This window comes from Rhodopseudomonas sp. BR0C11 (genome assembly GCF_010820945.1).
Lineage (GTDB): Bacteria > Pseudomonadota > Alphaproteobacteria > Rhizobiales > Xanthobacteraceae > Rhodopseudomonas > Rhodopseudomonas palustris_H.
Genome location: NZ_QTKI01000085.1, coordinates 1 through 14,140, shown reverse-complemented (window position 1 = coordinate 14,140; position 14,140 = coordinate 1). Strand labels below are relative to the sequence as shown.

The following is a 14,140-nucleotide window of genomic DNA, read 5'->3' as shown; positions in this document are numbered from 1 at the left end:
GCGCGAAAAGCGCGTGCTTGCACTCAAGAGATGGGGTTCGCTGGCGAATCCAAATGTATGTGATCGGAGAACTTCCCCGAGCACTGCTTGCTCCCTCTCCCGCCTGCGGGAGAGGGTTGGGGTGAGGGGGCCCCAGGCAGTGAGCCCCAGGTGGTCGCGACCTGCCAGTTACTCCGCCTTGCGCGCCACAAAAGTCATCCGCCACGGATTGTGGCCGATGTTGCGCTCGGCGCGGCGGGGGGTGAAGCCGGCGGCGGTGAGTTTGGCCAGCATCTCGGCCTCGCTGTAACGCTGCAGGCCGATCTTGGTGCGCAGCTCGCGGTAGTCGGACAGCGCCGTTCGCGCCAGTCCCCACAGCGCATCCTTCATGAAGCCGTGGCGGCGCGCCATCAGTAGCAGTGACAGCACATCCCGCGGCATCCCGACTTCGGGCCGCAGGATATCGCCGAGCACCAGGCTGCCGGGCGGCGACAGCAGCCGCCGGATCACCGCGAAGGCCTGGTCGAGTTCGGCCGGCTTCATGTATTGCGCCACCGAATTCATCACCACGAGGTCGACTGACCCGTCAGCCATGGTGCGCAGGTCGTCGAGCGAGCGAACCCGGATCTTGGTGTTGAGCGCGTAGCGGGCAATCAGCCGGCCGCGTACCCCGGGGGCGGGCTCGGCCAGGATCAGCTTGCCGCAGGCATCCGCGACACTGGGGGCCGACAGCGCCTCGCCGCAGGAATAGTCCAGCACCACTGCACCGGGAGAGGGGATGTAGTCGATAATGTCCCGGGCGATCTCGGCAAAATGCACGTCGCGATGGCGTTTGCTGACATAGATCGTGTGGGTGGAGTCGTAATAGTCGATCCAGTCGTCCATCCCGTGACCCCGAAACACCCGCCGAACCAAGCCGAACGCGGCCAAATCAGGGCCGATCGGTGCAGTGCCGCTGTCTTCGCATGGCTGTTCCATGAATGGAACGCCACCGGACGCAGCGCGTTGATGAGGGGTCTAACGTGTTTCGCGGGAAACACCAATGCACAGCCGAAACATCCAAGACCGTGATTTCGGAACCGGCTTGGATCGACCGGGCCGCGGCCGCCCCGCCTGACCGTTGCATTCACCCTCCGTCAACCGCATCACCGCAGGACGCTTCATCGTGACCAAAGCCAAATCCGCCTCCGTCGCCCCCGAACTCGACACCCCGACCGACCTGCCGCCGCAATCGGTGGAGAAGATCTCGACTGCGCTCAACGGCCTGCTCGCCGACTCGTTTGCGCTGTATCTGAAGACTAAGAATTTCCATTGGCACATCAGCGGCCGTCACTTCCGCGATTATCATCTGCTGCTCGACGAACAGTCGGCGCAGATTCTCGCCACCACCGACGAGCTCGCCGAGCGTGTCCGCAAGGTCGGCGGCACCACGCTGCGCTCGATCAGCCATATCTCCAAGCTGCAGACCATCCAGGACAATAACGACGACTACGTGCCGCCGCGCGAGATGCTGCGCGAGCTGATGAACGACAACAAGAAGGTCGCTGCCGCGATGCGCAAGGCGCACGAGATCGTCGACGAGTGCAAGGATGCGGCCAGCGCCGGCCTGCTCGAGAACTTCATCGACGAAACCGAAAAGCGCACCTGGTTCCTGTTCGAAGCCACCCGCCAGGAAGGCGCCAACGAGGCGTAAGGGGCGAGGGCCGTTACAACAGGCCCTCATTGAATAGGCCATCAGAGATAGCCCTTCCTCCCAGCACCGCGAACTCCCTCACCCCGCCCCTGCGGGGAGAGGGGGACACGCGCACTGATCTGGCAGCTTCAATTTATTGACCTCGCGGACGCCCTCACCTGACCGGCTGCGCCGGTCGACCTCCCCCGCGCCTGGGGAGACGTGCCAACGTGCCGTGACGCTGTGGGACGAACCCTACCGCTTACTTCGCCCACAGCCGCAGCAGTGGCCCGTTCTTGCCGTATATCGGATCGGTCTCCGGTAGCGATAGCTTCGGAATTGTCTGCAGCGCCTTGCGATAATTGTCCGGGGTGGGACGTGTGACCTGCATCTTCGGCCCGGGCGGATAAGCGCCCACCACAGAGAAGTCGTGGCTGGCGAACAGGCATTTATGACCGGTGCCGGCCGGCAGCACCGCGACGTCACCCGGCGTCAACTCGATCGCTTCGCCTTGTTCGCCGCCGAACAGCACCATCGCACGACCGCACGCGACGCCGAGCGCCTCATGCACCGTGGCGTGATAATGCTGGTAATCGAAAATCCCGTTGCGCCAGCGATCGCCCCAGCCATTGCGTTCGAACAGATCCTCGATCGCTTGCTCCGGATCGCGGCCGCCGATGTCCACCGCGTGCTTGTAGAGCAGTAACGGCAGCGGGTTGTTCGGGATCAGCCCGTCGTCATCGAACACCAGCGCAAGCGGTTTGATCTGGTCGCGGGCAAGCGACATGGCGTCTCCAGCGCGTGCAGGGAAGAATCATCAGCTTGCTGAGATAACGTGACGTCGCGCCGGGCGTTCCCGCGTTCGTCACCCGCCTGATACCCGTCATTCCGCGGCGCGCGGACAGGCGCGAGCCCGGAATCTAGCGGTGACTGTGCCCGGATCAGATTCCGGGTTCGCGAGCTACGCTCGCGCCCCGGAATGACAAGTCGAGAGGATGATATGAATAAGGCCGCCGCGGTTACGCGGCGGCTTTCTTCGCGCGCATCAGATCGGTGAAGCGACGGAACAGGTAGTGCGAGTCCTGCGGGCCGGGCGAGGCCTCGGGGTGGTACTGCACCGAGAACACCGGCTTGTCGGCCAGCGCGATGCCGCAGTTCGAGTCGTCGAACAGCGACACGTGGGTCTGCTGCACGTTGCCCGGCAGGGTCGATTTGTCGACCGCGAAGCCGTGGTTCATCGAGGTGATCTCGACCTTGCCGGTGGTCAGATCCTTGACCGGATGATTGGCGCCGTGGTGGCCCTGATGCATCTTCACGGTCTTGCCGCCGAGCGCGAGGCCGAGCATCTGGTGGCCGAGGCAGATGCCGAAGGTCGGCACGCCGGTCTCGATCACCTTCTGAATCACCGGCACCGCGTATTTGCCGGTGGCAGCCGGATCGCCCGGGCCGTTCGACAGGAATACGCCGTCCGGCTTCATCGCCAGGATGTCTTCGGCCGAGGTGGTGGCAGGCACCACGGTGACCTTGCAGCCTTCGCCGGCAAGCAGCCGCAGAATGTTGCGCTTGATGCCGTAGTCGATCGCGACGACGTTGAACTCCGGCTTGTCCTGCCGGCCGAAGCCTTCACCCCACGCCCACGGCGTCTCGTCCCAGGTGAAGCGCTGGCCCGAGGTGACCATCGGCACCAAGTCCATGCCTTCCAGGCCGGGCCACTCGCGGGCCTCTTCCTTCAGCGCGTGCAGGTCGAATTCGCCGTTCGGCGAATGCGCGATCACCGCGTTGGGCATGCCCTTGCTGCGGATCAGCGCGGTCAGCGCGCGGGTGTCGATGCCCGACAGGCCGATAATGCCGCGCGCCTTCAGCCAGGCGTCGAGATGGCGCGCCGAGCGATAGTTCGACGGATCGGTGATGGCGCTGCGCAGGATCACGCCGCGCGCGCCGGGCGTCGCCGCCATGTTCACCGTCTCGATATCCTCGTCGTTGGTGCCGACGTTGCCGATATGCGGGAAAGTGAAGGTGATGAGCTGCCCGGCGTAGGACGGATCGGTGAGGATCTCCTCGTAGCCGGTCATCGCGGTGTTGAAGCAGACCTCGCCGACGGCGTGGCCCTCTGCGCCGAGGCCGAAGCCCTCGAACACGGTGCCATCGGCGAGCACGAGCAGCGCGGTCGGCTTGTGGTCCGGCCAAGCGGGATGGGATGCTGAATTGGTCATGAGCGCACTACATAGTCGCGGGCGTTGCCGACGTCAAAGCGCCGCCCCCCTCCAATTGTTCGCTTTTGGACGAGATTTGACAGGGAATTTGGCTGTCCTAGGCTCCGCGACGGGCGCAGGGGCAGAATCGTGCGCGGGGAGAGGTTGAATGGACACATCATTGCCGGTGGTGCTGGTGCCCGGTTTGGCGGGCTCGCCACGGATCTACGCCCCGATCCTCCCCGCGCTATGGGCTTGCGGCTCGCCGGTGACGGTCGCCAACCACATCCGCGACGACAGCATGGCGGCGATCGCACGGCGGATTCTCGCCGAGGCGCCGGCGCGGTTCGCGCTCGCCGGGCATTCGATGGGCGGCTACATCGCGTTCGAGATCATGCGTCAGGCGCCGGACCGGGTCGCCAAGCTGGCGCTGATCAACACCCAGGCCCGGCCCGACAGTCCGGAAGCCACCGAGCGCCGCACCCGGCAGATCGGGGAAGCCGAGGCCGGCCGGCTGCACGCGGTGCTGGACGAGCTGTATCCCGGCTTTGTCCACCCGTCGCGCCGCGAGGACGCCGCGCTGCAGCGGATCGTCCACGATATGGGCGACGACGTCGGCGCCGCCGGCTTCGTCAGCCAGCAGCGGGCGATCATCGCCCGTGCCGATTCCCGGCCCACGCTGGGGACAATCGGCTGTCCGACCCTGGTGGTTTCCGGCGACACGGACACCACCATTCCGAACAGCCTGTCGCAGGAAATGGCGGAAGGCATCAGCGGCGCCCGGCTGGTGATCATCCCCGATTGCGGTCACCTGCCGCAGGTCGAGCAGCCCGCCGCCACCGCCGCCGCGCTGGCGGACTGGCTGCGGAACTAGAGTTGTTTCGGCCGGCTGAACCGCCTACATCAGCGGCAGATTTGCCATTTTCCGTTATTGCGAGCCGAAGGCGAAGCAATCCAGGCTCTTTTCGCGGCCTCTGGATTGCTTCGTCGCTTCGCTCCTCGCAATGACGCATCGAATACGAAGGAGCCCGACATGCTGCGCGACGACATCAACAACGCCGTGAAAGAGGCGATGAAGGCCAAGGACGAGCGCAAGCTGTCGACGCTGCGGATGGTGAATTCGACCATCAAGAACGCCGACATCGAGGCGCGCGGCCAGGGCAAGCCGCCGCTGTCGGATGGCGATCTGCTCAGCCTGCTGCAGAAGATGATCAAGCAGCGCCAGGAATCGGTCGAGCTTTACGACAAGGGCGGCCGCGCCGAGCTCGCCGACCAGGAGCGCGCCGAGATCGCCGTGATCCAGGCCTATCTGCCGCAGCAGATGTCCGACGACGAAGTCAAAGCCGCGATCGCCGCCACCATCTCCGAAACCGGCGCCGCCGGCATCAAGGACATGGGCAAGGTGATCGGCGCCCTGAAGGCGAAGTACGCCGGCCAGATGGATTTTGGCAAGGCGAGTGGCATGGTGAAGGCGGCGCTGACGGGTTAGTCGCCAAGCACCGTCATTCCGGGGCACGCGCCGTAGCGCGTGAACCCGGAATCCCGCAGTTGGCGTGCGTGGCTGCCACTGCGGATGAACTCCTCGAGATTCCGGGTTCGCCGCTGCGCGGCGCCCCGGAATGACGGGGGATGTGGCGGAAGGCTGCAACGATGGACTCGCGCCACCGCGCCTCTTAATGCCCCATCGCCGGCTTGGCGCTGCGGTCGACGCTGCGGAGTGACAGCGCCAGCGGGATCATCGCGGCGGCGATCAGGCCAAGCGCCACGAACACGTCCAGATAAGCCAGCAGCGCCGCTTGGTTTTCGACGATCTGTCCGACCACCGCCATCGCACTGCCGGACTTGCTGCCGGTGGCGTTCTGGGTGCCGAGATAGCCCTGGATCTGCGCCAGCGTGTCGTGCAGCACCGGATTCCACGAGCCGACGTGTTCGCTCAGCCGGCTCTGGTGAAACTGCTCGCGCCGCGCCAGCACGGTCTGGCTGATCGAGACGCCGATCGAGCCGCCGAAATTGCGGGCGAGGTTGATCATCGCCGAGGCCTGATCGGTCTTGTCGGGCGGGATGCCATCGTAGGACGCGGTGGTGATCGGGATGAAGATCAGCGGCAGGCCGATGCCGAGATAGATCCGCGACAGCGCGAAGAACCAGTAATCGGCATCCGGCGACATCCGCATCAGGTCGATCATCGCGCCGCCGGCGATTGTGGCGCCGAGCGCGATCAGCCAGCGCGGATGTACCGAGCTGCCGAGCCGGCCGACGATCACCATCATCACCATGGTGACAAGGCCGCCGGGCGATATCACCAGCCCGGCCAGCGTCGCCGTGTAGCCGAACCGCTCCTGCAAAAGCTGCGGCACGATCTGGGTGGTGGCGATCAGTAGCGCGCCGGTCGCCAGCATGATGACGAAGCAGGTGCCGAACTGCCGGCCGGTCAGCATCCGGACGTCGATCAGCGGCCGCTCGCGCGACAGCTCCCAAGGCACGAAGGCGATCAGCGCCGCCGAAGAGATGATCGCGAAGGTGACGATAAAGGTCGAGCCGAACCAGTCGTCGACCTGTCCACGGTCGAGCACGACTTCGAGCGCGCCGAGGAAGGTCGCGACCAGCACGAAGCCGACGATGTCGAAGTTGAGCCCCTTCGCCCATAGCTTCTCGCGCTCGTGCCGCTGCTTTTCGGAGGAGGGAATGATCAGGTAGATCAGCGCCAGTGTGACCACGCCGACCGGCACGTTGATCAGGAAGCACCAGTGCCACGATAGGTTATCACTCAGCCAGCCGCCGAGCGTCGGCCCAACCACCGGCGCCACCACCACGGCGATGCCGTACAGCGCAAAACCCTGCCCGCGCTTGGCCGGCGGAAACGCCGCCGCGAGGATCGACTGCGCCACCGGCGTCATACCGCCGCCGGCCAGCCCCTGCATGATCCGGAACACCAGCAGCGATTGCAGATTCCAGGCAAAGCCGCACAGCAACGAGCTGACCGTGAACAGCGCAATGCACACCAGAAAGAAGTTCTTGCGGCCGAACATCTGCGCGATCCAGCCCGAGGCGCACAGCACGATCGAGTTCGCGACCAGATAGGTGGTGACCACCCAGGAGGCTTCGTCGCCCGACACCGCGAGGCCGCCGGCGATGTAGCGCAGCGCGACGTTAGCGATGGTGGTGTCGAGCACTTCCATGAAGGTCGCGACCGACACCAGCACCGCGATCAGCCACGGATTGGCCCCACCATATTCGCCTTCGCCGTCGGCCATGGCACGAGCCTCACGGGCGGACGGTGACGCGCGGCACCACCGACATGCCGGGGCCGAGCTCGACATCCGGCGGCTGATCGAAGGTGATCTTCACCGGCACGCGCTGCACCACCTTGACGTAGTTGCCGGTGGCGTTCTCGGCGGGCAGCAGGCTGAACGCCGTGCCGCTGCCGGCCTGGATGCTGTTGACGTGACCGGGATAAGATTTGCCGTAGGCGTCGATGTGAATGTCGACCGGCTGCCCGACCCGCATCAGCTCGAGTTGCGTCTCCTTGAAATTGGCCGTGACCCAGACGTCGAGCGGCACCAACACCATGATGGCCTGGCCCGGCGAGGCCAGCGCCCCAACCGCGCCGGTCAGCTTGGCGATGCGGCCGTCGGTCGGCGCGCGCAGCTCGGTGCGCTGCAGATTGGCGTCGGCCTGCTCCTTCTGCGCCCGCGCGGCCTTGAGCTGCGCCTTGGCCTGCTCGACCTTGGCGCGCAGCACGTCAATCTGGCGGTCGGCGGCCAGCTTGGCGGCATTGGCGGCGTCGAGTGCGGCCTTCTTGGCACGGAAGTCCGACTCGGCCTGCTGGGCGCGCTGCACCGTGCCGGCGCCCTTCTGTACCAGTTCCTGATAGCGCTGGTTCTCGTCGGTGGCGAAGTTCAGCGCGGCCTGCGCTTCTTGCACCTGCTGATTGGCCTGCTGGATCTGCGCCTGCTGCGCACCGATCTGGGCCTCGATATCGGTGATGGAAGCTTGCGCCTGCAGCATCTGCGCGGCCGCCTGATCGACCGCGGCCTTGTAGTCGCGTGGGTCGATGGTGGCGAGCAGTTCACCCGCCTTGACCACCTGGTTGTCGGTGACGTTGACGCCGGTGATTGCGCCCGACACCTGTGGGCTGATCAGCACCGTGCGAGTGTCGATGAAAGCATCGTCGCTGCTCTCGTAGTTGCGGGCATGCAGCCACCACAAAATGCCGCCGATGATCGCTGCGATGATCAGCACCGCCCCGATGCTGGCCGCCACTGGATGACCACCGATCAGCGCTTTAAGGCCGCCGGGTGAGTTCGCGCGGCGGACCGATTCGCTGCCGGGGCGGTCGCGGGTGTCGTCGTCACGGCGTCGCTGTTCGGTCGGAGGGAGAGCCGGCGATCGCGACGGCGCAGGCGCCGCTTCAGGCCGGGCATCTGCAGAACGACGGTCGCGATCCGCGAAATCGGAACTGGCGGAGGAGGGGCTGTCCAAGGTGCTCATGAGGAAAACGCTCTTGCGCGCGGCATCGCCGCGCCAGCCGAAGCAACACTGCAGTGCAAAACAGGTTCCATTCGGAGACTGCAGAGGATGCCCGCGATCAGAGGCAGCGATCTCGACACAAAATCGCTCGTCCGAGTGTTCACGACGGTGTGAAAGGAGGTTCGACGACCGCGCTGGCAGCGGAGGGGGAGCGGCGAGATTGCCAAAACCCGTTCGAATGCCTCGGTGAGTAGCCAATTTCGCGCGTATTGCGGCGCGAATTAGTTGTGCGATGCGGCGGGAACTAATCGAGACGCATAGCTCGCATTGGTTGGCTTGCTACCAAGCTGATTGACGGTCGTCGAACTCCGCGCCTTAATACATGCAACTAATAACGACGATGCCCACGAACCAGGGAGGAGCGACCATGTCGATCTCCGGTAAGGTTGATCCCGTGGTGCGGCCGATCACGATCGGCGACATTGCGGAAGCGTTGGGTCAGGGGCTGCGGGACTTTCAGGCTGCGCCGCTCTACGGCCTCGCTTTCGGCACGTTCTATGCCGCGGGCGGATTGCTGATTCTCGCCTGTCTGACGGCTTTCCATATGGTGTATCTGGCCTATCCGCTCGGCGCCGGCTTTGCGCTGCTTGGGCCGTTCGTCGCGCTCGGGCTTTACGAAGTCAGCCGGCAGCGCGAGGCCGGCAGGCGGCCGTCGATGATGCAGATCATCGGCCTGATGCGCAGCCGCAGCGAACTCGGCTGGATGGCGTTCGTCACGCTGTTCCTGTTCGTGATCTGGATGTACCAGGTTCGGCTGCTGATCGCGCTGTTCCTCGGGGTCGGCGCGTCGTTCGGCAGCCTGCAGGAATTCATCTCCGCGGTGCTCACCACCAACGAGGGCCTGGTATTCCTCGCGGTCGGCAATTGCGTCGGCGCTTGTCTGGCCTTGGTGCTGTTCTCGCTGACGGTGGTGTCATTCCCGCTGCTGCTGGATCGCGATGTCGATTTCGTCACCGCGATGGTGACCAGCGTTCGGTCGGTGGTGAAGAGCCCGCTGCCGATGATCGGCTGGGCTGCCACCATCGTCGTGCTGCTTGCACTCTCGGCGCTGCCGTATTTCCTGGGTCTGGTGGTGACGCTGCCAGTACTCGGTCACGCCACCTGGCATCTGTATCGAAAGATCGTTGCCCCGGTCGCCGCGGAGATGCCGGAGAGCGAGGCCGAGACCAGCAACGTTGTGGTGATGCCAAAGCGCGCCGCTACAGGCTGACGCGCTCCTGGTCGACAGGCGCCGGTCTTATTCCGGCGCGCCGGGGACGATGACGCTAGCGCGCCGGAGCGCGGCGATCATCTTCCGCGGGGCCCGACCGGTTTCCAGCCGGCTCTTCAGCGACGACAGGATCGCCGGCCGGCCCGGTGCGGCACCCAGCCGCTGACATCGGTCATGATGTGCTCCGTCTGCGGTTACGCCGACACATGAGCGGCTTCCGCGGCGGCATGCGCCGGGGCCGCGAACGGCAGCGGCTCTCCGGTCTCCAAAATGCTCTTCAGGCTGGCCAGCACCATCGGCCAACCGAAGCTGATGCTCGGCAATGTCGCGCTGCCTTCGTCGAAGTCTTCGTGGGTGACCGTCAGCTTGACGAGATCGCCTTGCGGCTCGATCTCGTAGGTGACGCGCGACGGTTTCTCCTGGCGCATCGCCGGGTCCCACACCGAGACCCAATCGTACGCCAGCCGACGCGGCGGATCGGACTCTACGATGGTGCAGCGGTTCTTGATCTCTCCGCCACGCTCCATCGTCATTTCCGAGCCGACCCTCCAGTCCGAGCGCAGCGTGCAGTCCATCCAGTAGCGCCGGGTGAAATCGGCGTCGGTCAACACGTGCCACAGCTGATCCGGCGTGGTGCGGATATAGGTGACGTAGGCGAATTCCGGCTTACTCATCGCGCGTCTCCAATTTGCGTTTCAGGTCGCTGAGGGCGGCAAGCCGGCCGCGCTCGAATTTCCTGATCCAGCGGTCGCCGATCTCGTGGATCGGCACCGGGTTCAGGTAGTGGAGCTTCTCGCGGCCGTGTTTGACCGTGGCGACCAGATTGGCCGCTTCGAGAATCGCAAGGTGCTTGGTCACGGCCTGCCGCGTCATCACGAGGCCGTCGCAGAGATCGCTCAGCGTCTGCCCGTTACGGGCGTGGAGCCGGTCCAAAAGGGCGCGCCGCGAACCATCCGCCAGCGCTTTGAAGACCTCATCCATGGCGGCGATAATAGGCAACCAAAAGGTTGCGTGTCAACACCGAGCAGCGACGCGGCCTTTTCGCCAGTCGTCGCAGTCGTGCAGGGCTGCTAACGTCTCGGCTGGAATCGTCGCGTGAATGGGAATGCCATGTCTCTCGAAATGTACCTGACCTTCGTCACCGCCTGCATCGTGCTCGCTCTGCTGCCGGGGCCGGTGGTGACGCTGGTGATCGCCAACGGCCTGCGTCACGGCACCCGCGCAGCATTGCTGAACATCGCCGGTGCGCAGCTCGGGTTTGGTCTGGTGATCGCGCTGGTCGCCGCCGGCCTCACCACGCTGATGGCGACGATGGGCTATTGGTTCGACTGGGTACGGTTTCTCGGCGCAGCCTATCTGGTGTGGCTCGGCATCGGCCTGATCCGGAAGCCGGTCGAAGGTCTGTCGACCGATCAGCCGCCGCCTCCGCCGCGTGGTGGCTTCTTTTTGCAGGGCTTCTTGGTGCTGCTGGCAAATCCGAAGGTGCTGGTGTTCTTCGGCGCGTTCATTCCGCAGTTCGTCGACATGCAGCGCGAGACGGTGCCGCAGGTGGCGCTGCTCGGCGTCACCTTCATGGTGATCGCTGCGATGACGGATGCGATCTACGCGCTGCTCGCCGGCCGCGCCCGCACGATGTTCTCCGCGCACCGCACCCGGCTGCTGTCGCGGATCTCCGGCGGCTTCATGATCGGCGGTGGTGTCTGGCTCGCGCTCAGCCGGGCGAAATAAGGCGCGGCCTTTGCCTTGTCATAGGTAGGCTAAGCCGACGAAGCAATCCGGCTCCCGAGTGCTCGGCGCATCAGGATTGCTTCGCCGTCCGCTCACAATGACTCAGCGAGGTTGCGGTGATGCCGCTATCGTAGCGCCTACTGTTGCCGCAGCTTGTCGCCGATCGCGCTCAGAACGCGTGTGAGCCGGCTAGCCCATTCCACCTGGCCGGCCTCGTCGGTGATCTGATCGTGGCGGATTTCGATGCCCGAGGTGATCAGACCGCGTGCGGTGCCGTGCACCGGAATGGTGTAGTCGGTGCCGTCGGCGACCGCGTAAGGCTGGTTGTCGCCGACAACCAGGTCCGGCTCGCGCCGCAGCTCGGCGAGCAGCAGCGGCGGCAACACGGTGCAGTCCTGATACAGCGTGCCGATGTGCCAGGGCCGCGCCATGCCATGATACACCGGCGTAAACGAATGCAGCGCCAGCAGCACGGTCGGCTGGCCGGATAATTGCCGATCCTCGATCGCCGCCTCGATCCGCTGGTGGTACGGATCGAAAATCAGCCGCCGCCGCTCTGCGGCATGCTCGCGGGTGAGCCCGTCATTGCCGGGGATCGTGGTCGCTTCGCTGACCAGCGGGATCGAGCTCTCTGCGCTCGGCGGCCGATTGCAGTCGATCACCAGCCGCGAATAGCGCTGCGCGATCAGATGTGCGCCGAGCGCATCGGACACCCGTTCGGCGACGCCTGCGATGCCGACGTCCCAGGCGATGTGGCGCGTCAGTTCGGCTTCGGGCAGGCCGAGATCGCCGAGCTGCGCCGGGATCCGGCGGCCGTAATGGTCACACACCAGCAGGAACGGCGATTGTCCGTTCTGATTGCGCTCGATCACCGGAGGCTCTCCGGCATCGAGGCTGAGGAAATTATCGCGCACGCCGTCCATCACCGAACCTGCCTATGCCTTTTGTCGTCCGAGCCCCACCGAATCGGTAGCGGATTCGCCGGCGCGGCGTCGAGACGATTGAACTTCGCCGTCACGAACCGGGCATGACATCCCGCCGACGTTTGGATAGCTTCGGCCCGACTTGCTGAAGTTGCGGTGAATGATGTCCGATCGTCTGTTCGTTTATGGCACGCTGATGCGCGGCTACGACCATCCGATGGCCCGGCTGCTATCGTCGAATGCGGAGTTTCTTGGGGCAGCTTCGATGCCGGGCCGGCTGTATCTGGTGCGGCACTATCCCGGCCTGGTGCCGTCGGATGATCCGGCGGACCGCGTTCACGGCGAAGTGTTCCGGCTGCATCGGCCGGACGAGGTGCTGGCGCAGCTCGACGATTACGAAGGCTGCGGACCGCGTGACCAGCGCGCGGAGTACCGGCGCGAGATCGCCCGCGTGACGCTGGACGGCGGCACCGGGCTTGACGCGTTCGTGTACTATTTCAATTGGGATGTGGCGCGGCTACCGCGCATCGAAACGGGGCGGTTTCAGCCGGAAGCGTTTTCCGGCTGAAAGGGCCTGAAGGCTTTCTAGCCGGTAAGGTGCAGCTCGATCCGCGCATTGGCGGCCAGCGGCAGCAGGGTCAGCCAATCCGGATCGCCCGGCTCGGTGAGGCAGAAGCTCGGAAAGTCATAGGCTTCGACCGAAGCGGTGGCGATATCGAGCACGTGGCCGCAGTCGTCGCATTTCCAGGAATGGATCTCGTACACCCCGTCGATGGCTTCCACGCCGAGCGACGTCATCTGCGCATTGCAATGGGCACAATTAGCCATGGTCTGGCTCCTTATCGTTCGAACGCGACGCTCCAGAACTTCGGAAGCGACGCGGGTGAGCCCTTTAAGCCTTGGCTGATCGTTCTCCCCCGACTCCCCCGCATTGCGCAGGGTGCGGCAGTTCAATCCCGCTTGCGCGGTGCAGCAATGAGCTGGATCAAACCGGCTCCGCTTGCGAATTGTCGCGGGTTTACAAGGGTATCGCCCATGCCGCAATGCGAAATATTGCGAGGTGATGACATGCGTGTGCAACCGCGTAACTACACGCGAATACAACTGTCGGTCTACGACAGGGCCGGTTCACGCCTGGCGTTCCCGCTGAAAGAACGTGGTTTTTGTCGGGAGCGACCGGTGGATAACTAGGACAACTCCGGCCCCATTAACCCATGGGGACCGGCAGCCTATATCCATGGTCGGTTGGCGCCGCTGCTGAGCGCTGTTTGCTGAAGCCCTTAAAACCTCCCGAGCCCATGCGCTTCTCGCCGCAGTTCCTCGACGATCTGAAAGCCCGGCTGTCGGTGTCGGAGGTTGTCGGCCGTCGCGTCAAGCTGAAGAAGGCGGGGCGGGAGTGGAAGGGGCTGTCGCCGTTCCAGCAGGAGAAGACGCCGTCGTTCTTCGTCAATGACGAGAAGCAGGCGTGGTTCGACTTCTCCTCAGGCAAGAACGGCTCGATCTTCGACTTCGTGATGCTGACCGAGGGCGTCGACTTCCCGGAAGCTGTCGAGCGGCTGGCCGCGATGGCTGGCGTCGCGCTGCCGGTGCAGACGCAGGAGTCCGCGCGCCAGGAGCAGCGCCGCAAATCGCTGTACGACGTGATGGAGCTGGCGGCGAATTACTTCGCCGACAATCTCGCCTCGCGCGCCGGCGCCCGCGCCCGCGGTTATCTCGCCGATCGCGCCATCATGCCGGGCACGCAGGTCAAGTTCCGCCTCGGCTACGCGTCGAACGAGCGCTACGCGCTGAAGGAGTATCTCGGCAAGCACGGCGTGCCCGTGCCCGACATGATCGAGGCCGGGCTGCTGTCGGCGGGCCCTGATATTCCCGTGCCGTTCGACAAATTCCGCGATCGGGTGATGTT

16 protein-coding genes are annotated in these 14,140 nt (G+C 64.9%); 7 read left to right on the top strand and 9 right to left on the bottom strand.

What is annotated here, in order from left to right; translation table 11 throughout:
- Nucleotides 1-168: 168 nt before the first annotated feature.
- On the bottom strand, nt 169-864 hold the full coding sequence (locus tag DYI24_RS09445) for a class I SAM-dependent methyltransferase (protein ID WP_107346472.1): 696 nt from the start codon (nt 862-864) through the stop codon (nt 169-171).
- 280 nt (nt 865-1,144) lie between these two features.
- Here DYI24_RS09445 and DYI24_RS09440 point away from each other — a divergent pair, with 280 nt between their 5' ends.
- Complete coding sequence (locus tag DYI24_RS09440) at nt 1,145-1,672, top strand: Dps family protein (RefSeq protein ID WP_107346473.1); 528 nt, start codon at nt 1,145-1,147, stop codon at nt 1,670-1,672.
- 241 nt (nt 1,673-1,913) lie between these two features.
- On the opposite strand, the gene DYI24_RS09435 is transcribed toward DYI24_RS09440, so the two are convergent.
- Both DYI24_RS09435 and carA read right to left on the bottom strand, forming a co-directional pair.
- Nucleotides 1,914-2,438 (bottom strand): hypothetical protein, encoded by a 525-nt coding sequence (locus tag DYI24_RS09435; RefSeq protein WP_164572098.1) that lies wholly within the window; start codon nt 2,436-2,438, stop codon nt 1,914-1,916.
- Between the two features lie 232 nt (nt 2,439-2,670).
- Entirely contained in the window at nt 2,671-3,864 is a 1,194-nt protein-coding gene (gene carA, locus DYI24_RS09430; RefSeq protein WP_164572097.1) for a glutamine-hydrolyzing carbamoyl-phosphate synthase small subunit, read from the bottom strand.
- 148 nt (nt 3,865-4,012) lie between these two features.
- Between carA and DYI24_RS09425 the strand changes: the two genes are divergently transcribed.
- Both DYI24_RS09425 and DYI24_RS09420 read left to right on the top strand, forming a co-directional pair.
- Nucleotides 4,013-4,717: an alpha/beta fold hydrolase gene (locus DYI24_RS09425; RefSeq protein ID WP_164572095.1), complete on the top strand. Its 705-nt coding sequence runs from the start codon at nt 4,013-4,015 to the stop codon at nt 4,715-4,717.
- Between the two features lie 159 nt (nt 4,718-4,876).
- Nucleotides 4,877-5,332 (top strand): GatB/YqeY domain-containing protein, encoded by a 456-nt coding sequence (locus tag DYI24_RS09420; protein ID WP_011156842.1) that lies wholly within the window; start codon nt 4,877-4,879, stop codon nt 5,330-5,332.
- Nucleotides 5,333-5,516: 184 nt separating this feature from the next.
- Here DYI24_RS09420 and DYI24_RS09415 read toward each other — a convergent pair whose 3' ends face one another.
- Both DYI24_RS09415 and DYI24_RS09410 read right to left on the bottom strand, forming a co-directional pair.
- Nucleotides 5,517-7,097, bottom strand: coding sequence for a DHA2 family efflux MFS transporter permease subunit (locus DYI24_RS09415; protein ID WP_164572094.1), 1,581 nt, complete (start codon nt 7,095-7,097; stop codon nt 5,517-5,519).
- 10 nt (nt 7,098-7,107) lie between these two features.
- Entirely contained in the window at nt 7,108-8,106 is a 999-nt protein-coding gene (locus DYI24_RS09410; protein ID WP_349627758.1) for an HlyD family secretion protein, read from the bottom strand.
- Between the two features lie 634 nt (nt 8,107-8,740).
- Between DYI24_RS09410 and DYI24_RS09405 the strand changes: the two genes are divergently transcribed.
- Nucleotides 8,741-9,583 carry a DUF2189 domain-containing protein gene (locus tag DYI24_RS09405; protein WP_164572093.1) on the top strand — a complete coding sequence of 281 codons (843 nt, stop codon included), beginning with the start codon at nt 8,741-8,743 and terminating at the stop codon, nt 9,581-9,583.
- Nucleotides 9,584-9,777: 194 nt separating this feature from the next.
- Here the strand turns inward: DYI24_RS09405 and DYI24_RS09400 are convergent, their stop codons facing one another.
- Both DYI24_RS09400 and DYI24_RS09395 read right to left on the bottom strand, forming a co-directional pair.
- Nucleotides 9,778-10,257: an SRPBCC family protein gene (locus tag DYI24_RS09400; protein WP_164572092.1), complete on the bottom strand. Its 480-nt coding sequence runs from the start codon at nt 10,255-10,257 to the stop codon at nt 9,778-9,780.
- Nucleotides 10,250-10,564, bottom strand: coding sequence for an ArsR/SmtB family transcription factor (locus tag DYI24_RS09395; RefSeq protein ID WP_164572091.1), 315 nt, complete (start codon nt 10,562-10,564; stop codon nt 10,250-10,252). Before DYI24_RS09395 ends, DYI24_RS09400 begins: the two co-directional genes overlap by 8 nt.
- 129 nt (nt 10,565-10,693) lie before the next feature.
- Here DYI24_RS09395 and DYI24_RS09390 point away from each other — a divergent pair, with 129 nt between their 5' ends.
- The gene (locus tag DYI24_RS09390) at nt 10,694-11,311 is read left to right on the top strand and encodes a LysE family translocator (protein ID WP_164572090.1); all 618 of its coding nucleotides are present in this window, start codon (nt 10,694-10,696) and stop codon (nt 11,309-11,311) included.
- A gap of 137 nt (nt 11,312-11,448) precedes the next feature.
- Here the strand turns inward: DYI24_RS09390 and DYI24_RS09385 are convergent, their stop codons facing one another.
- Nucleotides 11,449-12,234, bottom strand: a complete 786-nt coding sequence (locus DYI24_RS09385) for an N-formylglutamate amidohydrolase (protein ID WP_164572089.1) — start codon at nt 12,232-12,234, stop codon at nt 11,449-11,451.
- Between the two features lie 160 nt (nt 12,235-12,394).
- Between DYI24_RS09385 and DYI24_RS09380 the strand changes: the two genes are divergently transcribed.
- Nucleotides 12,395-12,802, top strand: coding sequence for a gamma-glutamylcyclotransferase family protein (locus DYI24_RS09380; protein ID WP_164572088.1), 408 nt, complete (start codon nt 12,395-12,397; stop codon nt 12,800-12,802).
- A 17-nt stretch (nt 12,803-12,819) separates the two neighbouring features.
- Here the strand turns inward: DYI24_RS09380 and DYI24_RS09375 are convergent, their stop codons facing one another.
- The gene (locus DYI24_RS09375; RefSeq protein WP_011156850.1) at nt 12,820-13,062 is read right to left on the bottom strand and encodes an LIM domain-containing protein; all 243 of its coding nucleotides are present in this window, start codon (nt 13,060-13,062) and stop codon (nt 12,820-12,822) included.
- A 470-nt stretch (nt 13,063-13,532) separates the two neighbouring features.
- On the opposite strand from DYI24_RS09375, the gene DYI24_RS09370 reads away from it, so the two are divergent.
- The coding region (locus DYI24_RS09370; protein ID WP_246701206.1) for a CHC2 zinc finger domain-containing protein at nt 13,533-14,140 on the top strand (608 nt) is incomplete at its 3' end.